Source organism: Leeuwenhoekiella sp. CH_XMU1409-2, from assembly GCF_037029365.1.
Taxonomy (GTDB): Bacteria; Bacteroidota; Bacteroidia; order Flavobacteriales; family Flavobacteriaceae; genus Leeuwenhoekiella; species Leeuwenhoekiella blandensis.
This window is the reverse complement of the sequence record NZ_JAYMEI010000006.1, coordinates 104,841-126,993: the sequence shown is the minus strand read 5'-3', so window position 1 is coordinate 126,993 and position 22,153 is coordinate 104,841. Positions and strand designations below refer to the sequence as shown.

Annotated in this window: 10 protein-coding genes; 9 read left to right on the top strand and 1 reads right to left on the bottom strand. The window is 39.7% G+C overall.

Annotation, left to right across the window (positions count from 1 at the left end; genetic code table 11):
* Positions 1-337 precede the first annotated feature (337 nt).
* A complete protein-coding gene (locus WA338_RS08410; RefSeq protein WP_272985307.1) occupies positions 338-2,509 on the top strand; it encodes a family 43 glycosylhydrolase in 2,172 nt (723 codons plus the stop codon).
* 239 nt (positions 2,510-2,748) lie between these two features.
* On the opposite strand, the gene WA338_RS08405 is transcribed toward WA338_RS08410, so the two are convergent.
* A complete protein-coding gene (locus WA338_RS08405; protein WP_272985305.1) occupies positions 2,749-6,810 on the bottom strand; it encodes a hybrid sensor histidine kinase/response regulator transcription factor in 4,062 nt (1,353 codons plus the stop codon).
* Between the two features lie 306 nt (positions 6,811-7,116).
* Between WA338_RS08405 and WA338_RS08400 the strand changes: the two genes are divergently transcribed.
* The 8 genes from WA338_RS08400 to WA338_RS08365 all read left to right on the top strand — a co-directional run bounded on the left by WA338_RS08400 (position 7,117) and on the right by WA338_RS08365 (position 22,149).
* Complete coding sequence (locus WA338_RS08400) at positions 7,117-8,454, top strand: BNR repeat-containing protein (RefSeq protein ID WP_272985303.1); 1,338 nt, start codon at positions 7,117-7,119, stop codon at positions 8,452-8,454.
* 29 nt (positions 8,455-8,483) lie between these two features.
* A complete protein-coding gene (locus WA338_RS08395; RefSeq protein WP_272985301.1) occupies positions 8,484-11,585 on the top strand; it encodes a glycoside hydrolase family 2 TIM barrel-domain containing protein in 3,102 nt (1,033 codons plus the stop codon).
* Between the two features lie 12 nt (positions 11,586-11,597).
* Entirely contained in the window at positions 11,598-13,556 is a 1,959-nt protein-coding gene (locus WA338_RS08390) for a glycoside hydrolase family 97 protein (protein WP_272985300.1), read from the top strand.
* On the top strand, positions 13,556-14,461 hold the full coding sequence (locus tag WA338_RS08385; RefSeq protein ID WP_272985298.1) for a glycoside hydrolase family 16 protein: 906 nt from the start codon (positions 13,556-13,558) through the stop codon (positions 14,459-14,461). The genes WA338_RS08390 and WA338_RS08385 overlap by 1 nt, the downstream gene beginning before the upstream one ends.
* Positions 14,462-14,532: 71 nt before the next feature.
* Positions 14,533-15,687 (top strand): DUF2264 domain-containing protein, encoded by a 1,155-nt coding sequence (locus WA338_RS08380; RefSeq protein WP_273016211.1) that lies wholly within the window; start codon positions 14,533-14,535, stop codon positions 15,685-15,687.
* Positions 15,688-15,722: 35 nt separating this feature from the next.
* A complete protein-coding gene (locus WA338_RS08375) occupies positions 15,723-16,910 on the top strand; it encodes a glycoside hydrolase family 88/105 protein (protein ID WP_272985294.1) in 1,188 nt (395 codons plus the stop codon).
* A 9-nt stretch (positions 16,911-16,919) separates the two neighbouring features.
* A complete protein-coding gene (locus WA338_RS08370; RefSeq protein ID WP_272985292.1) occupies positions 16,920-18,965 on the top strand; it encodes a DUF2264 domain-containing protein in 2,046 nt (681 codons plus the stop codon).
* 130 nt (positions 18,966-19,095) lie between these two features.
* Positions 19,096-22,149: a glycoside hydrolase family 2 TIM barrel-domain containing protein gene (locus WA338_RS08365; protein WP_336092976.1), complete on the top strand. Its 3,054-nt coding sequence runs from the start codon at positions 19,096-19,098 to the stop codon at positions 22,147-22,149.
* Positions 22,150-22,153 lie beyond the last annotated feature (4 nt).

The following is a 22,153-nucleotide window of genomic DNA, read 5'->3' as shown; positions in this document are numbered from 1 at the left end:
GAATCGGGGGCTTATCAATTAATAATAGGGGGTTGATGGTGCAGGATAGGTATAATGGGGACTTTTGGCCCTAATTCTATGCATTTGAAATACATCATTGATGAAAATGAGCTTTAAGAATTTGCTATTTTAAACCTAAATTTTTTGTTATAAATAAACTTTTAGAGTCCTTTTGATGAGGAATAAAAAACGGGAAATTTAAATTTTCGCATTATAAATGTATAAAACACATTTATTTTTATTTTATTTGTAAAGCCGATTCTAGAATTTTGAAAATTGGCTTGAATTTGGTTTCAGAACTTTCTGAGACGTATACAAACACTCTAAATTTTATAACATGTTTAAATTTCGATTGGTCTTTATCCTCGCGCTGCTCGTTTCATCTCAAGTCTTTTATTCTTGCGATACTACAAAGACTGCTGACGATTACACCGCGTATCTTTTTGTTTACTTCACTGGTAATAGGGCTGGGGAAGAAGCTGTGCATTATGCTTTAAGTAGAAATGGCTTTGATTATTACGCCTTAAATGATGACAAACCTATTGTGAGTACAGACAGTATAAGTACTACCGGTGGTGTTCGCGATCCGCATATTTTAAGAGGAGAGGATGGAAATTTCTATATGGTTTTAACCGATTTGAAAACCGATAACGGCTGGAGCAATACCGAAATTATTTTGGCAAAATCTACAGATCTATTAAACTGGGAAACGTCGCAAATCAATCTTGCTGAAGAATTTTCTGAGTTTAGTGATATTAGTAGAGCTTGGGCTCCGCAGACCATTTACGATGCAGAAGCAGGTAAGTATATGGTGTATTTCTCTATGTTACAACCGGGCGGATATGATATCATTTATTACGCGTACGCTAATGAAGATTTTACAGCGTTAGAGAGCACTCCCAAACAACTTTTTTACAGTCCGGATGAGAAATCCTGTATCGATGCAGACATCATTAAAAAGGACGATAAATACTATATGTTCTATAAAACAGAAGGAACCGCGACCAAAGGAATTCGTGTGGCTGTTTCAGACAGTTTAACATCTGGTTATGTGCCTGAAGAGGGCTATAAAGATCAAACTGATCGCGCAGTAGAAGGTTCTTCAGTATTTAAAATGATTGATAGTGATAAGTATATTTTGATGTATGACATGTACGTTGATGGGAAATATCAATTCGCAGAGTCAACCGATTTATTAAACTTTAAAGCTTTGGGCGCAGATAAGGTTTCTATGAATTTTCATCCGCGTCACGGGACGATCATTCCGGTGACCGAATCAGAGGCTGCACAACTTTTAAAAGCTTTTCCTTCTGAAGAATTACCACTTCTTGTAGGAGCTAGAGCAAAAGCCATAAGACAGCAAAACATAGTAACTGATGCGGAAACGGCTACAATGTATTTACCGGTTTATGCTGATAGTAGTTTGACAGATTTAGATCCACAGTTAGTTACTTTTCCGGGTGTTTCATTATTAGAAACCGGAACAAAGGACTTTTCTTCCAATGCTCATAGCTATACCCTTAGCCTTCCTGACGGAACATCAAAGACATATACTGTTGAAGCTGCCCTAGCAAATAATCCGGTACTTGACGGATTCTATGCCGATCCTGAAATTATTTATTCAGAAAAGGATCAAAAGTTTTATTTGTATCCCACAAGTGATGGTTTTGATAGCTGGAGCGGAACCTATTTTAAAACATTTTCTTCTAAAGACCTTGTACACTGGGAGGATGAAGGTGTTATCTTAGACCTAAAGAAAGATGTTTCTTGGGCCAATCGCAATGCTTGGGCTCCTTGTATTGCAGAAAAGGAAATCGACGGTGCGCTGAAATACTTTTATTATTTCTCTGCGGCACAAACTATAGGTTTGGCAACGGCAGACGATCCTGCTGGTCCTTTCACAGATTCTGGAGAAGCATTTGTAGGTACTAAGCCCCAGGCGATCAAAAGAGGAGGAGGTCAAATTATCGATCCTGATGTATTTATAGATCCTAATGATGGAAAAGCTTACTTCTATTGGGGAAATGGCTATATGGCAGGAGCAGAGCTTAATGAGGATATGATTTCGTATAAGGAAGAAACTTTAGCCGAGTTAACACCTGACGGAACTTTTAGAGAAGGAACAGAAGTGTTTTTTAGAGACGGAAAATACTATTTTATGTGGTCTGAGGATGACACCAGAAGCCCTAATTATCGCGTGCGTTACGCCACTGCAGAGAGTCCGTTGGGGCCGCTCAATATTCCTGAAGAGAATATGGTGATTGAAAAAGATGAGGATAACGAGATTTATGGTACCGGTCATAATTCGGTTATTAATGTGCCGGGAACAGATGACTGGTATATTGTTTATCACCGTTTTACCAGACCTAAAGGCATTACAATGGGAAGACCGGCAGGCTTTCATAGAGAAGTTTGTATCGATAAATTAACCTTCGCTGAAGATGGTTCCATTATCGAAGTAACACCTACACTTGAAGGAATAGCTCCGGTGACTATTCCGGTAGAATGAGAACAGATTTGAGTGTAAAAAAAGCTCCGTTTCTTTTGAAGCGGAGCTTTTTTTATTGGTACCGCCAAGGGGTTTAATACTCCGTCACGATAATTATCGGGATACCTCGAAATTGAAAGTTCGTTGCACTGTCTTGGGCCTGCCTTTGTCGGCAGAGAGGCTTGCCCTGAGGTAGTTTACAGATAGCGCCAAAGACTTCAATAGGTTTAGGATTTCCTGAGGCAGGATATTGAAATGTATTAATTCGGTTTGAAGGCCGATGGTGTTTTCCCGAAGCGCTCTTTAAAGATCTTCCTAAAATACTTAGCATCTCCAAAACCAACTTCATATGCCGCTTGAGAAATGGTAAATTTTTCTTTTTCGATCAAATAAGCTGCGTGTTCGATCTTAATATTTCTAATATATTCATTGATATTTTTACCGGTAATCGCTTTGATCTTTCGGTAAAGTGACGATCGGCTCATCCCAATTTCTTCGGCTACAACACTTACGGTTTTAATACCCTGTTGCATATTCTGAAATACAATCTGGTGAAATTCAGCTAAAAATTCTTTTTCAACTTCTATAAGTTTCTTTTGGTCTGTGGCCAAAAGTTCAGTCTCGTCTTCTTTAGGAGTTGCTGTTTGTAGTAAGTGCGCGCGACTCTCGATAAGATTTTTGATACGCGCCTGAAGTACCTTGATGTTAAAAGGTTTGAGCATATAATCGTCTGCACCTTCGGTATAGCCGGTTTCGATCATTTCAAAATTGCTTTTTGCCGAAAGCAATATCACTGGAATATGTGAGGTTTCCTTTTTATGCTTTATAAAATGACATAGATCTATACCGTTTTTGATCGGCATCATCACGTCACTGATGATCAAATCGGGAACATATTTACAAGCTTGTGCGATACCAGCTTCACCGTCTTCAGCGTGTATGAGATCATATTCCTGAGCCAGAGCAGAATCTAATAATTCTAAAATATCAGGGTTGTCATCAATAAGCAAAATCAATTTCCGTTTTGATTCAGGCTCTATGATAAGGGTATTTATATCTGTTTTTACATTTTCTTCTTTAGTGAAGCGGTTGACATGATTTTCTATTACCTTGGCATTGCTTAATGCTTTTTGATCATTTTGAAGATATTCATTCAACAAGCGATCATCTTTAGGTAGCGTCAAAGTAAACGTACTTCCTTGATTTACTCTACTCACGACTTCAAGATTACCCATATGCAGTTGTGCAAAACGCTTAGACAGGGCGAGACCAATCCCACTTCCATCTTTTTTAATAGAAGAGTTAGATTGATAATACCATTCAAAGATGTGTTCTATGTCTTTAGATTTAATTCCGGGACCAAAATCTTTGACTTTTAAATAAACTTGAATGTCATCCTGAGCAAGCTCGATAGTGATTTGATCTTTTGGATTCGTGTATTTGATCGCATTGCTCAAAAGATTGTTTACGATTACCTGTATTTTTTCCAGATCGCAATAAATAGTTATGGGCTGCTGAGGCATCGTGATTACCAACTCGATCTCTTTTTTCTTGAGTAAGGGGTCGTACGAGGCGAGCCAAGTGGAAATATTTTTTGATAAATTGAATTGATTTAATTTCAATTCGCTTAAGCCTTCTTCACTTTTTCTGAATTCCAATAGTTTGTTGATGAATTGCAACAAGCTGTCTGCATTACGTTTGATCAGCTTCAGGCTTTTGTGATGTTGTTTATGCTGAATCTCGTGAAGCAATGTTTCTAGCGGGGCAAGAATTAAGGTGAGCGGGGTTTTTAGTTCATGAGAAAAACCGGTATAAAAGCGTATGCGTTCTTCATTGAGTTCGTGCTCCAGCTTACGTTGATTTTTCTCAAGAATAAGCGAGTTTTTGAGTTTGATATGCTCTGAATAATATCGTAGTCCGGCCCAGATTAAAAGAACAATACTCAGCAGATAGAAAATGTAAGCAGGTACGGTTTGCCAAATGGGCGGCAGCATATGAATATTAAGCTCCTTGTACAGCGGACCACTCGATGCATTTTCAGCTTTGATCTTTAACGTATAATCTCCGGGAGGAATATTACTGAAATTGATGCGATTTGCATTTTTTAAATCGATCCAATGCTCGTTAAAACCTTCCAAGATGTATGAATAATTGGTGTTATTAGCAAATGGAAAATCAAGCGTTGTAAAGTCTATAGAGAATACGGTTTTGTTTGCATCGAGACTTATATCTTTATTAAAAGGCATTGCTTTTTGCAAGGTCGCTTTGCTATTATGAGGATCAATCGCAACTGACTCGTTAAAAACTAAAAGGTCTTTTATGATCAGAGATTGTGTACTATTCGTGTTGAGTAGGTTTTCAGGTCTTAATTGATTAAGTCCTTTATTGCTTCCGAAATACAGTTCGCCAGAACTTGATGCCAAAACAGCTCCCGCGTTATATTCACTCTTATGTATGTTATTAAATTTGGTGAGGTTTTCGATCTTGTGAGTTTGAGGATCGTATTTGGAAATGCCTTTAAAAGTACCTAGCCAGATGGTCTCATCCTCGTAGCTTATGATACTGTTGATGGTATTATTGCTCAAACCATCTTCCTCTCTAAGATTTAAAGCCTTTTGTGCCCCAGGTTGAAACTGAATAAGTCCCGCGTGTTTTGTCCCGGCAACGATGGTGTTTTCTTCGGTAATCAAAATACTAAAGATCACATTGGTTGTGAGTCCGGCAAGAGTTTCGGTGTTGTAGTGCGTAATTTTTTGAGATTTTGGATTGTATTGAATAACGCCGTTCCCATAAGTAGCGAGCCATAAATTATCCTCAGTGTCTTGAGCAATATCGCGAACATCAATTTTACCTAAACTTGAAATATACTCAAATACATCTTTGTCTTTATCGTAAACAAATAGGCCACCTCTGTTGGTACCTGCATAGATCGCACTGTTTTCAGCCTGAAATAGCACTCGAACGTCATTTCCATCTTTTTGTTCGCCCTGTAGGTAATGCTTCCAACGCTTGGTGCCGAAATTGAATTTGCTCAAACCGCCTAAATACGTGCCTATCCAAATCTGCTTATTTTGGTCTGAGAGCAGGCTAAGAATATGATTACTTTGGAGGCCCTTATTTTCATCAAAAACGGAATAATCATAGGTTTTTGATTTTGGATCATAGCGATCTACGCCACCCCCGTCAGTACCTATATAAAGTTTTCCTGAAGGATCTTCAGCAATAGCATTGATGCGATTATGCGTTATTCGTGCTGTTCCATTTAGACTATTGGTGATCAGGTTTACCGGTTCACCTCGTGGATTAACAAAATTAATCCCTGCATAAGTACCCAACCACATATTACCGTTTCGGTCTTTTTTCAGCGAGAAAATCGTGGCATTAAAAACGCTGCTTCCATCTTCTTTAGGTAAATAATGTTCGATTTTAAGATCGCTGGCACTTTTAATTTGTTTAGTGGCGTTTATAAGATTCAAGCCACCATCATAGGTGCCTACCCAGATTCTTCCGTAGGTGTCCTCTTCAAAGCAGGTGATGTCATTTCCAGATAAACCATAGGCTGCATTTTTTTTAAGCGTTATAAGATCTTGGTCTTGGTTTAGAATTTTAATCCCTTCATTGGTACCTATCCATAATTGATCACGACTGTCTATGAAAAGGGTATTAACTCTAAAATCTGATCTATTATTAAGTGCAACACGAGTAACTTCATCGGTTAAAAGATTTATTTTATTAAGACCGTCGTTACGCGTTCCTACCCAAAGCAGAGAATCGTTTTGAATTTTTAAAGCAATAATTTCATTAGAGGATAAAGACTTAGAATCATCAGCATTGTGCTTATAAATATGCGTTTGTTTATGATTCTCGAAAACACGAATGCCTATACCAAAATCTCCTGCATAAATTGTACCTGCGGAAGTAAATGCAAATGAATTGACACTATTAGATAAGATTGCATTTTCGGCACTAAAATGCTCAAAAGCATTATTTTCTAGATCAAAAAGATCAAAACCTCCGTCACTACCAATTAATAGGTTGCCAGTGTTTGTATTGTGTACGATATTTTGAAGATAGTTGTCTGTAAGTCCCGAATTCTCTTTTCTATAAACACTGAAATCATTACCATCGTATCTGTTGATCCCATCAGCGGTCCCGATCCACATAAGGCCTAATGCATCTTGTTCAATAACACGCACCAGATTATTAGAAAGACCGTCTTCTGTATCTAGTTTATAAAAGGTAAGTTGGCGGTCTATAGGAAGCTCCTGACCAATACTTATTTGTACCAACAGAAAGAGAATAAAAGCAGTTTTTTTAATCATAAATCGTTTTTCTATTGACTTAACCACCTTGTTTTCTAAAATTGATTTTAACAAAGTAAGCCTGTTCCAGAGCGGTCTGAACAGTAAGCCCCCTATAAAAAATCAATTCCTACCCTTAATTAGCGAAAAGGTTTTAAGAAAATTGTAAAATAACTCGACAAACTATTTCGATTTCGTAAAACCCCAAAACGAGTTACAAGAAATCATAGTGTGATAATATACGGCTATTCTGTTTTATTGGTAAAGCCTATTTTGAAAACATGTATTAAAACCATAAATGTTTTCAATACATTTATAAACGAATTTATGAAAATACTTTTTTACAGAACGCTATTGATTTTAAGTTTTGCTTTTCTGCTTTTTTCCTGCAATTCTTCAAAATCAATTACACCTTTAAAAACTACCGAAGTTGGTCTTGGATGGTCTTCTAACTCGGTAAATACGGTGATTTTTAGACAGAATGCCATAACTACTTATAAAAACACACAGTTTACGGCGTATTATGATGCCGATTCCTTTTTGGTTTTAGCACAACGAACATTACCTGATGGTATTTGGCAAACACAGCAAACAGCATATAAAGGAAATACTGCAGATGCGCATAATGCGATAAGTATTGCTGTTGATGGAGCAGGGTATTTGCATGTGAGCTGGGATCACCATAATAATGAATTGCGCTATGCACGCAGTAAAGAACCATTATCGCTAGAGTTAGGCGAAAAAATGCCGATGACAGGAAATTTAGAAAGTAGAATTTCATACCCTCAATTTTATAATCTTCCGTCTGGTGATCTGTTATTTATGTATCGCTCCGGTGAATCGGGTAGAGGTTCTTTAGTTCTAAATAAATATGACACAGCTCAAAAGGAATGGTCGCAATTGCATAGCAATCTTATTGATGGCGAAGATGCGCGTAATGCCTATTGGCAAGCCTATGTAGATACACAGGGGACCGTTCATCTGTCTTGGGTTTGGCGGGAGACTTGGGATGTAGAGACCAATCACGATATCGCTTATGCCAAATCTTTAGATGGCGGTAAAACTTGGGTAACCTCAACAGAAAAGCCATATGCATTGCCCATCACAGCAAGCTCTGCAGAATATGCTTGGGAAATTCCACAGAATAGTAGTTTGATCAATCAAACAGCGATGACCGCAGATCAGGATGGGAATCCGTATATCGTGAATTACTGGAATACCGAAGGAACGACACAATATCATCTGGTTTATAAAAAAGATGATGTATGGAAGGTTGAAAATACAGGGTTTAGAACAACAGGTTTTACGCTTGGAGGAGGAGGTACTAAGAAAATTCCGATCTCAAGACCAGAAATCATTTTAACGGAAAAAGCCAATAAAACCACCGCATTTTTAATTTTTAGAGATGACCTGCGCGGAAGCAAAATTAGCATAGCCTCAAAACAGTTAGCCTCTGAAACAGCTTGGAGCGTTCAGGATATCACTGTAGAGAGTGTTGGCGCCTGGGAACCTAACTTTGATAAAGAGCTTTTTAAAACACAGAAGCAATTGCATTTATTTAAACAACAAGTAATCCAGATCGATGGAGAAGGACTCAAAGAAAATGAAGCAACACCTGTAGAAGTCCTTGAAGTGAATCTTGACCAATTAACCACAAAAAACTAATCACCCCTACTAAATATTCAATGAAACTAATGAAAAAAATTGCTTTAAGCCTTTTTAGCGTTTTTTGTCTTTTGACCTCTTACGCACAACAAAATGAATGGGAAAACCCCAAAATTATCGACCGAAACAAAGAAGAAGGTCGTGCATCTTTTGTGCTTTTTGAAAAAACTCAAAAAGCTAAAACCCGAGATGCGGCACAATCTGAACTTTACAAGAGTCTCAATGGCGTATGGAAATTTGACATTGTAAAAACTCCGGCTGAACGTCCTACCGATTTTTATAAAACCGATCTTGACGACAGTTCGTGGAGCGACATAACAGTACCGTCAAACTGGGAGACTGAAGGTTTTGATCTACCCATTTACACAAACGTTCAATACCCTTTTAAAAAAGATATTCCTAAAATTGATCAAGAGTATAATCCTGTTGGGAGTTACCGCACACAATTCAGTATTCCTGAAAAATGGGAGGATAAAGAAGTGTTATTGAGTTTTGGATCTATTTCAGGATATGCCCGCATTTTTGTCAACGGGGAAGAAGTAGGGATGACCAAAGCTTCAAAAACTCCGGCTGAATTCAACATCACTCAATTTTTGGAGAAAGGAGAAAATCTACTTGCAGTTCAGGTTTTTCGCTGGCATGATGGGAGTTATTTAGAAGATCAGGATTTCTGGCGCTTAAGCGGAATTGAACGTGATGTTTTTCTTCAAGCGATGCCCAAAACCACCATTTGGGACTACAAAGTTGTGAGTGATTTGACCGCAGATTTTACGTCCGGTTTATTTTCAGCAGAAGTTGATATGCGCACTTTTGAAAAAAGCAAAATCAAAAAGGCACGATTAGAAGTAGCCCTTTTTGATGAAAATGACAATTTAGTTTTCGCAGAAAAAAAAGAAGTACCTAAAAAAGGTGGGACAATTTCTTTTGAGCGATCGCTTCCTAAGATTCAAAAATGGAGCGGAGAAACTCCTACACTTTACACGTACACGCTTACTCTAGAAGACAAAAAGGGAAATCCGCTGGCAGCTACTTCCGGCCGTACCGGTTTTAGAAAAGTAGAGCTTAAAAACGCGCAACTTCTCGTAAACGGAAAACCAGTTACCGTACACGGCGTAAATCTACACGAGCATCATCCAGACAAAGGTCACGTACCCGATCTTGAAATTACACGTAAAGATTTTGAGTTGATGGCGCGCAATAATATCAACGCAGTGCGTATGAGTCACTATCCACATGGGCAACAGGTTTATGATCTGGCTGATGAATTTGGTTTTTACATTGTAGATGAAGCGAATATCGAAACGCATGGAATGGGAGCAGAATGGCAAGGTAATTTTGATAAATCAAAGCATCCGGCGTATTCTGAAGAATGGTATGCAGCGCATCTTGATCGCATAAAAAGAATGTATGAGATGGATAAAAATCACGCATCAATTATCCTCTGGTCTATGGGTAACGAGTGTGGTAATGGTCCTGTTTTTTACGATGCCTACGACTGGTTAAAGGAAACCGATCCTACCCGTCTTGTAACTTTTGAACAGGCAGGCCAAAACCGAAACACCGATGTAGTCGCACCCATGTATCCCGGAATTAGACATATGAAAGAATATGCAGAACGTACCGATGTGACGCGACCGTTCATTATGTGTGAATATTCTCATGCCATGGGGAACAGTAGCGGAAACTTTAGAGCCTATTGGGATATAATTGATAGCAGTCCGCATATGCAAGGTGGATTTATCTGGGATTGGGTAGATCAAGGTTTACGAGCAGAAACCGAAGATGGTCGCGAGTTCTGGGCTTATGGTGGTGATCTTGGTGCAGAGGATCAACCGAACGATGAGAACTTTCTTGCCAATGGACTTGTAACTGCAGATCGTGTTCCACACCCTTCTTTAGTTGAAGTGAAAAAAGTTTATCAAAATATAGATTTTGAATGGGTAGGAAGCAATCTCAGAATCGAGAATAAATACAATTATACCAACTTAGATCAGTTCGATTTTAAATGGGAACTTTTACAAGATGGAAAGGTAACAGAAACAGGAACTTTTGAGACTAGCGTAGCACCTAATGCTTATGAGCTCATTGGCTTAGACCTTCCGGAGACTTCTGGTGGCGAATATTTCTTGAATGTTTACGCTACTACAAAGGAGGCTTCAGCTTTAGTTCCGGCAGGATATGAATTGGCCAAGGAACAATTTAAAGTTGGAGAAACCGATTATTTTGCTGAAAGCAAGGATTCAGAAACTGAAGAGCGTTTAAGCTTTGAGCAAGAGGATGATCAAATCATTTTCAATGCTTCAGCGGTTTCCGGCGTATTCGACCTCAAGACCGGAAAATTAAGTAAATATCAATTGGCAGACGCTTCTACAGTGATCGCTCAATTTCCGCAGCCTTATTTTTGGCGTGCTCCAACAGATAATGATTTTGGAAACGGTATGCCGGGTCGTTTAAAGGTTTGGAAAGATGCAACCGCAAATGCTGTAGTGACTAAAAGTGAGTTGGGTGAACAAACAGCTGAAGGACTTCCTATTACTGTTCATTACCAACTTCCGGAAATTGATGCAGCCTATACTGTAGACTATTTTATAGAAAATTCAGGAGACATAAAAGTTACCGCTTCGATCAAAATCAATGATGAAAAAACTGCAGAAATGCCACGTTTTGGAATGCGTATGGTACTGAATGAAGCCTACGATCAATTACAGTATTATGGTCGCGGACCTTTAGAAAACTATTCAGACCGAAAAGAAGCAGCTTTCTTTGGTACGTATAAAGATGATGTGAAGAATCAATTTACGTGGACGTATATCAGACCACAAGAATCAGGATATCATACCGATACGCGCTGGTTAAGTCTTGCTAACGGAAGTGGCAAAGGTTTAAAAGTCACCGGAGCACAACCTTTAGGATTTAGCGCATTGCATGTTTCAACCGAAGACTTAGATCCCGGAATGTCTAAAGATCAAAAGCATCCAACAGACATTACGGTAGAGGATGAGGTATTTTTACATATTGACTTAAAGCAAAGAGGCTTAGGCGGTCTCAACAGCTGGGGGCAATATCCTTTTAGAGAATATCGTCTGGAAGATAAAGAGTATACTTACACGTACACCCTTTCCTTATTCTAAATAAAAATAGAGATGAAGTATTTTAAACCTTTATGTATTGCAAGTGTATTGCTCACGCTGACTACATCACAAGTATGGAGTCAGCTTCCGGCTGTGGTTTCTAGTCCTGATGAACATATTAAAGTGCATATTCAGCTAGAAGATCAAAAGCCGGTTTATGCCGTAAAACTTGATGGTGTTGATTTTTTGGAAGATTCACCACTGGGTTTAAAAACTTCAATAGGAGATTTTTCTGAAGGATTATCGTTTGCAGCGCAAAGTTCAACAGCAATAGCTGAAACCTACGACCTTAAAAAAGCTAAAGTAAGTCACGTTGAATATCAGGCAAAAGAGCTGATCGTAAAGTTTGTAAATGCCAATCAAGATACCTTGGCTGTTCAGTTTAGAGTGAGTAATAGGGATGTTGCTTTTGCATACAAACTCACTGCAAAAGAGCGTAATACCAAAGTGAAGATTCTAGAAGAAGCAACCGGATTTAATTTACCAGATGATGCTACTTCGTTTATTACACCTCAGGCTTTACCAATGACAGGCTGGGAACAAACCAAACCTTCGTATGAAGAAGAATACACCTTTGACGAAGCTTTAGGAACCGAATCACAATACGGTGTAGGTTACACCTTTCCTGGCTTATTCAAAAATGAAGAAAAGGGATGGATTCTAATTTCTGAAACCAACGTTGACGGAAGCTATCCCGGTTCTCGATTAGGAGAATCAGATAAATACGGCTTGTTTCCGTTAGCTTTTCCTCAGGAAGGTGAGAATAATGGTTTAGGAGATGCTTTTGCGGCAATGGCTATGCCGGCGCAAACTCCTTGGCGAACCATAACTGTAGGTAAAACATTAAAACCTATAGTAGAGACCACGGCTTCGTTTGATCTTGTAGAGCAGCGTTATGCGCCTTCTCAGGAGTATCAAATGGGAAGAGCAACGTGGAGCTGGATCGTTTGGCAAGATAACAGCATCAACTACGAAGATCAAATTGAATATATTGACCTTGCTGCTGCTTTAAATTTTGAATACGTACTTATCGATAACTGGTGGGATGCCCGCATAGGTCGCGATAAGATTGAGGAGTTGGTAAAGTATGCCAATTCAAAAGATGTTGATGTGGTTTTATGGTATAACTCCAATGGTTTTTGGAGCAATGCGCCGCAAACTCCACAAGATTTTATGAATACCGCTTATAAGCGCCAAAAAGAGATGGCTTGGTTAAAAGAAATAGGAGTCAAAGGTTTAAAAGTTGATTTTTTTGGCGGTGATAAGCAGATGACCATGCAGCTTTATGAAGATATATTGAACGACGCCAATACGTATGGTCTGGCAATTACTTTTCACGGCTGTACTATTCCACGTGGTTGGGAAAAAATGTATCCAAACTACGTGACTTCAGAAGCAGTGCGTGCATCAGAGAATTTAATTTTTACGCAATATGCACTCGACAAACACGCGTATTACAGTACGATTTTACCATTTACACGTAATCCCATAGGTGCAATGGATTTTGCTCCGGTGTTCTTGAACAAGCGTTTGAGCCGTGATCAAAAGGGAGGAACCGTGCGTAAAACTACAGACGCTTTTGAACTGGCAACTGCAGTTCTTTATTTTTCACCGATTCAGCATTTTGGCTTAACACCAAACAATCTTGAAGAGCAGCCTGAATTTGTTTTAGACTTTTTGCGAGAAGTGCCTACAGTTTGGGACGAGACCGTTTATGTGGGCGGTGAACCGGGCGATTACGCAGCAATAGCGCGTAGAAAAGGAGATACCTGGTATCTGGCAGTAACAAATGGAGAGCAAGCAAAGAAGACGCTGGAATTAGACTTACCCATGTTTAAAGGTATCGAAGCAACCCTAATTTATGACGCAAAAGACAAAACGGCTGCTCAAAAAACAGTTAAAGTCAAAAAGAACGGAAAATTAAAAATTGATGTTCTTGCTGAAGGAGGAGCCTTATTGATCTCAAAATAATGAAACTGAATTTTCAACATATCGCCGGTTTTTGTGGAGCGCTCTTCACTATGATACTAACTGCTCTTATGGGCAGCTGTAAATCTTCAGCAGAGAAATCGATAGAAGAAGCTATTCAAGTTCCAAGTGGGTATGAATTGATTTGGCACGACGAATTCGATTCCGGTGCAAAACCAGATGCAGCATACTGGTCTTATGAGAACGGATTTGTACGCAACGAAGAATTACAATGGTATCAGGAAGACAATGCTTCGATCAAAGATGGTCATTTGGTAATTACCGGAAAGAAGGAAAAGGTTAACAATCCCAATTTTGAGGCAAAGAGCACGAATTGGAAAAAGAATCGGGAGCAGTCAGCCTATACTTCTTCGAGTATCAATACCCGTGGTAAGTTTCAGTTTAAATATGGCATTGTAGAAGTGCGCGCAAAAATTGATACCGCAAGCGGAATGTGGCCGGCAATCTGGACTTTGGGCATTGATAAAGGATGGCCATCCAATGGCGAGATCGATATGATGGAATTCTATCAAATAGGCGGTAAACCTCATATTCTGGCTAATGCAGCCTGGGGTGCTAATTGGAGGAATGTATCGTGGGATAGTGCAAAAATTCCGTTTGCTGAATTTTTAGAAAAAGACCCGCAATGGCCTGAAAAATTCCACATCTGGAAAATGGATTGGACTTCAGAATCTATCAAACTCTACTTAGACGGCGAATTACTTAACGAGATCGAACTCAATAAAACGCAAAATCCTGATGGCTTTAATGGCTTTCAACAACCGCATTATCTTTTACTCAATCTGGCTATAGGTTCTAATGGGGGAGATCCTTCAAACACAAAATTCCCCAGAGAATACCTTATAGATTACGTTCGGATATTTCAGAGAAAAGATCAAAACTTATAATTAAAATTTAAATAATGGGAAAACTTAAAGGCATATTCATCTTTTGTTTTATAGCGTTTAATCTGGTCAGTTTGAAAGGTCTCGCTCAACAAGATGAACGAGAGTATATGATTGAGAAGATGCTTAAAATAGCGGATCCTGTTTTAAATAATCTTGCTGAAGAGAAACTGAAAAAGAATATGCCGATTGAGCGTTCTCCTGGTGCTTGGGATGATCGTACTCACGTTACCTATTTGGAGGCTTTTGGTAGATTATATTCAGGGATGGCACCTTGGTTAGAATTGGGGCCAGATGACACTCCCGAAGGTAAATTACGTAAAAAATATATCGATTTAGTAATTCGTTGTTTAGACAATGCTACAAACCCTGAATCTGCTGATTTTATGAATTTTAATAAGGATGCTCAACCACTTGTAGATGCTGCATTTTTAGCTCAGGGGTTATTACGGAATCCTTCTATTTGGGAACAATTAGACCAAACAATCCAGAAGAATATTATTGAAGCTTTGAAGTCTACCCGCGTAATTAGGCCTTATTATAGCAATTGGCTTTTGTTCTCAGGAATGGTTGAAGCCGCACTAGAAAAATTTGATAATAGTGGAGATATGTTACGAATAGAATATGGCTTAAACAAACATAAGGATTGGTATTTAGGCGATGGTATGTATGGCGATGGTCCTGATTTTCATTGGGATTATTACAACAGTTTCGTGATACAGCCATTTTTACTAGATATTCATCAAACACTTCAAGAAACTGGAAATGGTCTTGATAAAGATTATGATAACGTAAAATATAGAGCCAAACGTTATGCTGCAATACAGGAGCGCCTGATTGGTCCCGAAGGAACCTATCCACCAATAGGAAGATCATTAGCATATCGTTTTGGAGCGTTTCAATTATTATCACATATAGCGCTTAGGCAAGAGTTACCTCAAGAAATAAAACCTGCTCAGGTGCGTGAAGCCTTATTAACGATGGTTAAGAGACAAATCGAAGCTCCAGGAACTTTCGATGAAAATGGATGGTTAAAAGTAGGTTTATATGGAGCTCAAAATAATATTGGAGAAGGCTACATTTCTACCGGAAGTCTATATCTATGCTCTGAGGCTTTTTTAATCTTAGGTTTACCGGAAACAGCCCCACTATGGTCTGATGATTATGCAGCCTGGACTCAAAAAAAGATATGGAGTGGCGAAAATATTTCAATTGACCACGCGCATTAAGAATTTAAATAAAAACACTAACTAATAAATTAGCAATGAATAACCACTTTAAAATAGTTCTATTATCTGCAGCTTTGGCGGTTGCTTTCAGTAGTTGTAAAAGCAACGGAGACTCTACCACTCAGAAGCAAGATGCTGATATTGAGGAAACCGCAATTCCTCAGGAAAAAGATTCGGTTTTAGCCATTATTGAAAAGGTAAACACGCACTGGCAAGAAGCGCATCCCGAGCCTAATTTTGCATTTTGGCATCCGGCAGCCTATCATACCGGGAATATAGAGGCTTATAAAGTGACCGGAAATGAAGAGTTCTTAGCCTATTCTGAAGCCTGGGCAGAGCATAACGAGTGGATGGGAGCAAAGTCCCAAGACAAATCGGCCTGGAAATACAACTACGGAGAAACCGACGATCACGTACTTTTTGGAGACTGGCAAATTGCGTTTCAAACCTATATCGACCTCTATACGCTTGAAGGTTCAAAAGACCCTTCAAAGATTGCCCGAGCAAAAGAGGTGATGGAGTACGAGATGAGCACGACAAATAACGATTACTGGTGGTGGGCAGATGGTTTATATATGGTGATGCCGGTAATGACCAAATTGTATAAAGTAACGGGAAATGAGCAGTATTTAGATAAACTCAACGAGTATCTGACCTATTCAGACAGCATTATGCTCGATGAAGAAACCGGATTATACTTTCGCGATGCGAAATATGTTTACCCGAAGCATAAAAGTCTCAACGGAAAGAAGGACTTCTGGGCGCGTGGAGACGGTTGGGTCTTTGCCGGTTTAGCTAAGGTGCTTCAGGATTTGCCTAAAGATTCTCAGTATCGCGAAGCATTTGAAAGCCGCTTCAAAAAAATGGCTGTAACCCTTAAGGAAGCGCAGCAGCCAGAAGGCTATTGGACGCGCAGTATTCTAGATCCTGAGCACGCTCCGGGACCAGAAACTAGCGGGACAGCATTCTTTACTTATGGTTATTTATGGGGAATTAACAATGATCTTCTTGATGAAGAAACCTATTTGCCGGTTGTAGAAAAAAGCTGGGAATACCTTACTGAAGTTGCTTTGCAAGAAGACGGAAGCGTGGGTTATGTACAACCTATTGGAGAAAAAGCCATTCCCGGGCAAGTGGTAGATGTAAATTCTACAGCAGATTTTGGAGTTGGAGCGTATTTGCTTGCAGCTTCAGAAATGGCACGCTTTGTCGATTCAGAATAAATACCAGTTATGATTTTAGTAAAACAAATAAAGTACATCACCGGTTTTTGTGTGGTGCTATTCACTATGGCTTCTATCGAAGCTCAAGAAATAAAACCTGCTAAGCAAGTTGATGGTGAAATGCCGCTTTTTGAGGTAGAAGATCCAGATTATGAATTGAGCCCAATGACGGGAATGACGCGTAAGCATTGGGAAGATGCAGCACGCTATTTGCTCGAAGGAGCCTTCAGCTATATTGATGATCTAGATGACCCGATGAAGTTTCCTAAACTTCCCGGAAAGAGTTATCCGCACGATATAAGTCGTGTGCCTACTGAGAAATTAGAAGGCCTCGTACGTACGTTATTTGTCGCGGCTCCTTTGCTTAAAAAGGAACCAGATCTTACCTTAAACGGAATAAAAGTAGCCGAATATTACCAGCATCAAATTCCGAAGTTGGCAAATCCCAATAGTGAAGGATTTATAAAACCACGAGGCAATGGCGGACCAAGTCAAAATCTGGTTGAGTATGGTGCGCTGGCAATTTCCTTATTTATTTCTCCAGAAACGCTTTGGGAACCTTTAAGTCAGGAAGATAAAGATGCCCTGGCAGCTTCTATGCTGAGTTATGGTGACGGACCAACTGTGCCTTCAAACTGGAAATTCTTCAACATTTTTGTGTTGAGTTTTTTTGATGCGCAAGGGTATGAGGTTAACAAACCTTTGCTTGAAGAATATTTGAACAAATCACTGGCAGATTATCGCGGCCAAGGTTGGTATAACGACAACCCGGCCTACGATTATTACAGTATGTGGGCATTTCAGGTGTACGGACCCATGTGGGCGTCGGTGTACGGAAACACCCATTATCCAGAGATCGCTAAGGCTTTTAAAACCAATTTTCAAGATTTGGTGTATCACTATCCTTATATGTTTTCTGAAGACGGAGAAATGATCATGTTTGGAAGAAGTATAAGTTATCGCATTGCGTCTATCAGTCCGTTTCCATTTGCAGGAACGCTTGATGACGATACGATTAATTTGGGCTGGTTGCGTCGTATTTCTTCGGGGGTGTTGCTTCAGTTTTTAAAGAATCCTGAGTTTTTAAAAGATCGAATCCCAACTCTTGGTTTTTACGATCATTTTGAGCCGGCAGTACAGAATTATAGCACGCGAGGTAGCGTATTCTGGATGGGTAAAGCCTTTTTAGGATTGCTGCTTCCGGAAGATAATGCGTTTTGGACCGCAACCGAAAATGAAGGTCCGTGGGCCTCACGATTTGAAGATGATGCGGTGTATAACAAATTTCAAGCAGCTTCCAACGTTTTGCTAACCGATTACCCCGGGATTGGAGCTTCAGAAATCAGAGCCTGGTGTCATGAGCGTAAAGCAGACGACTGGCAGGGCTTTCGCAGTAGTGAGAACTACAATAAGTTGTCGTATAATTCGGCATTTCCCTGGCAAGCCGATGGTACAGACGGTACCATCTCGATGAATTATGTTTTTAAAAATGCAAAGGAAGAATGGGAACCTTGGCGACTGTATACTTTTAAAAAATATGAAGACGGTAAATACTACCGTGATGCCGTTTTGGAGACCAATGATCAGGTGCATATGCAGTTGGTTGACATCCCGTTAGCTAACGGTATTTTGCGCGTAGATAAGCAGACAAGTGAAGTGCCTGTTGCGATGCGTCTTGGGCATTATGCGCTTCCTGAATTAGACGGAAAAACAATAGAGCAAAGCACGCAAGAAGTTGGTAATTATACCGCGACCATCATTGATAATGGGCAATATCAACTCGCTATGGTACCGCTTTCAGGATGGGAAGAAGTCGAGATTTTAGAGAAAACTGATCTAAATCCGGTGGCTGATGACAGTGCCGTGATCAATGTATCTGCTGAATTTTCGCCGAAGGCTAAAAATAAAATCTATGCGACGCTTATGCTTTGGAAAAAATCAGGCGAAGCCTGGAAAGAAGAGGAGTTGTTACCGGTGAAAAGTCTAGAGTCAGAAGGAAACAACCTTGAGGTTAAAATGACATCGGGTGAATTACATAGTATCAATTTTGATTAATCCTGACGTATTTATAATGCTCCGGTAAAGCTATATTCAACACATTAATATTTAGATAATGCGTATGTTCTCCTATAGATTTTTAATAGTTTTTGTCCTTATTTGTGCACCAATTTTAAAAGCGCAAGAATTGCCTGAATGGCAAAATCTGAGTGTGGTTACGCAAAACACCGAGTCGCCTCGATCTACGTTTTACGTTTATGATTCTGAGGAAGAAGCTGTTGAAAATGAATATTACAAATCAGAAAATCTGTTGCTGCTTAACGGCACTTGGAAGTTTAACCTCTCAGACACTCCAGAGCAGCGACCTAAAGCGTTTTACAATTCAGATTTCAACACTTCAGACTGGGATGATATCAAGGTTCCCGGGGATTGGCAGATGCAGGGGTACGATTTTCCCTTGTATGTGAGCGCCGGATATACGCATAGAATTAATCCACCTTTTGTAGATACGATTTATAATCCTGTAGGTTCGTATAAGCGAGAATTTATCCTTCCGCAGGATTGGAAGGATAAGCAGATCAAGCTGTATTTTGGAGGAGTTACCAGTGCTTTTTATGTTTGGATCAACGGGCAAAAAGTGGGTTATGATGAAGACGCAAAAACACCTTCTGAGTTTGATATCACATCTTTTGTAAAACCGGGTAATAATGAGATCGCTGTGGAAGTTTACCGCTGGAGTGACGGTACCTATCTTGAAGATCAGGATTTCTGGCGCCTGAGCGGAATTGAACGGGATGTGTATGTTTATGCACAGCCTAAAGCACATATTCAGGATTTCTTTTTCAAAGCGGGACTTGACACCGAATATATTGACGGAATATTTGACGGAAAAATCGCTATAAGAAATGACGGTACAACTACTGAAAATCTTCAGCTTGATTTAAAAATCCGCGATGCTAATGCCGAACTGTATAGCGCAACACAAAGCCTAAAACTTGCTTCAGCAAAAACCGATACGCTTCAGTTTCAAGAAACTTTTGAAGCTATAGAGCCTTGGAGCGCAGAACATCCTAAGTTGTATCAAGTGGTGCTTTCCTTAAGAAAAGGAGACAAACTTTTGATGAGTACTTCGGCAAAAATAGGCTTTAGAACCAGCGAGATCAAAAACGGAAATTTACTGGTTAACGGGAAACCTATTTTGCTAAAAGGGGTCAATCGCCACGAACATGACCAGCACACGGGTCACGTGATTTCAAAAGAATCGATGCTTGAGGATATTAGGTCCTTTAAAGAAAATAACATCAATGCGGTGCGCAATTCGCATTATCCTAACGATCCGCTATGGTACAGCCTCTGCGATGAGTATGGGATTTATATGGTTGATGAAGCCAATATAGAAACGCACGGTTTTGGTTATGATGAAGATAAAACGCCCGCAAACAAACCAGAGTTTGCTTTGATGCATCAAGATAGACTTGAAGCGATGGTCGAGACCAACAAAAATCACCCGTCGATCATCATTTGGTCTATGGGGAATGAAGCCGGCGATGGTCCCGCTTTTATTGATGGCTATCACTGGATCAAAAACCGCGATAACACACGACCGGTGCAATACGAGCGTGCAGAGCGCGGTAAGAGTTTTCAAGAACCGCATACCGATGTCATTCCGTGGATGTATGCACGTATGGATTATATCGAAGAACATTATCTGGGCAAGTATCCCGATCGCCCGTTTATCTGGTGCGAATATGCACACAGTATGGGGAACAGCACGGGAAATCTGAGCGATTTATGGGATTTTGTATATAAACACGACCAAGTGCAAGGCGGTTTTATTTGGGATTGGGTAGATCAAGGTTTTGTGAAAAAAGACAGCACCGGAACTGAATATTGGACGTATGGCGGTGATTATGGTCCCGACCGGTATCGCAATGATGGAAATTTTGTATTGAACGGTTTGGTCAATCCTGATCGCAGTCCGCACCCGGCTTTAGCTGAAGTAAAGCACGTGTATCAAGATGTGAAAATTAGTTTAGTTGATACGCTTCAGCGAAAGTTTAAACTGGAAAACCGATTCTTCTTTACCAATTTAAACATGTACGCGATCAGTTATGAAGTGTTGAAGGACGGAAAAATTATCGCTGAAGATAAGCTTCCTACTTTTGATGTAGCACCACAGCAGTCGGTAGATTTTTCAATAAAAACCCTTGAACTTCCCGAAGATGGAAGCGAGTATTTTATCAATTTCAGTATAACAACGAAAGGCGCATCTGCAATGCTTCCTGCTGCTTTTGTAATTGCTCAAGATCAGATTTTACTTCAAAAAGCAGCACCGCTTGTATTTGCACCCAACTTGGACAAGAAAAAGCTTAAAACCAAAAGTACACGGGATGCGCTTGAAGTTTCTGGGGAAGATTTCAGTTTACATTTTGATAAAACAACCGGAAGCTTGACCAAATGGACGTATAAAGATCAGGATTATCTATTGAAAGCGCCACGAGCGAACTTTTGGCGCGCGCCTACAGACAATGATTTTGGTAATAATTATCAAAGACGAGGTAAAGCTTGGAAAGATGCTTCAGAAAATCAGAAATTGATCAGTTTTGAAACGCTGACAAAAACTAAAGATTCTGTGATTTTAGAATCGACATTTGCATTAGACACGCTTCAGGCTACAACAAAAATACGCTACACGCTTTATAAAGACGGAAGTTTAAAAATCAATGAGAAACTAGAATATTCCGGCGCTGAAGATTTAGCAGAACTTCCGCGGTTTGGGATGAATTTGATACTTCCGGCGGCATATGATCAGGTAAAATGGTACGGCCGCGGACCCTTTGAAAATTATCAAGACCGTAAAGAAGCGGCTTTTGTGGGTATTTATGAAGCTTCAGTGGCCGATTTATATTTCCCTTACATTCGTCCACAAGAAAATGGCTATCGCACCGAAAACCGCTGGCTGCAACTTACTGATGATCAAGGAAGCGGTTTTAAAATACTAGGGTTACCGGAGTTTTCATTCAGCGCGCATCATAATTATACTGCTGATTTTGACCCGGGGACTCGTAAAGCACAGCGTCATACCACAGATATAAAACCTCGGGATTTGATCAGTCTTCATATTGATTACAAGCAAACCGGAGTGGGAGGCGATAACAGCTGGGGTGCAAAACCACTGGAAAAATACCAACTGAAGCCTCAAGATTATGAATTCAGTTTTATCATCAAGCCTATAAATTAAAACG

Bases quoted from the DNA above. Each gene is read 5' to 3' on its own strand.
- WA338_RS08410 (WP_272985307.1), top strand. From the start codon at position 338: ATGTTTAAATTTCGATTGGTCTTTATCCTCGCGCTGCTCGTTTCATCT.
- WA338_RS08385 (WP_272985298.1), top strand. From the start codon at position 13,556: ATGAAACTGAATTTTCAACATATCGCCGGTTTTTGTGGAGCGCTCTTC.
- WA338_RS08370 (WP_272985292.1), top strand. From the start codon at position 16,920: ATGATTTTAGTAAAACAAATAAAGTACATCACCGGTTTTTGTGTGGTG.
- WA338_RS08375 (WP_272985294.1), top strand. From the start codon at position 15,723: ATGAATAACCACTTTAAAATAGTTCTATTATCTGCAGCTTTGGCGGTT.
- WA338_RS08405 (WP_272985305.1), bottom strand. From the start codon at position 6,810: ATGATTAAAAAAACTGCTTTTATTCTCTTTCTGTTGGTACAAATAAGT.
- WA338_RS08400 (WP_272985303.1), top strand. From the start codon at position 7,117: ATGAAAATACTTTTTTACAGAACGCTATTGATTTTAAGTTTTGCTTTT.
- WA338_RS08395 (WP_272985301.1), top strand. From the start codon at position 8,484: ATGAAAAAAATTGCTTTAAGCCTTTTTAGCGTTTTTTGTCTTTTGACC.
- WA338_RS08390 (WP_272985300.1), top strand. From the start codon at position 11,598: ATGAAGTATTTTAAACCTTTATGTATTGCAAGTGTATTGCTCACGCTG.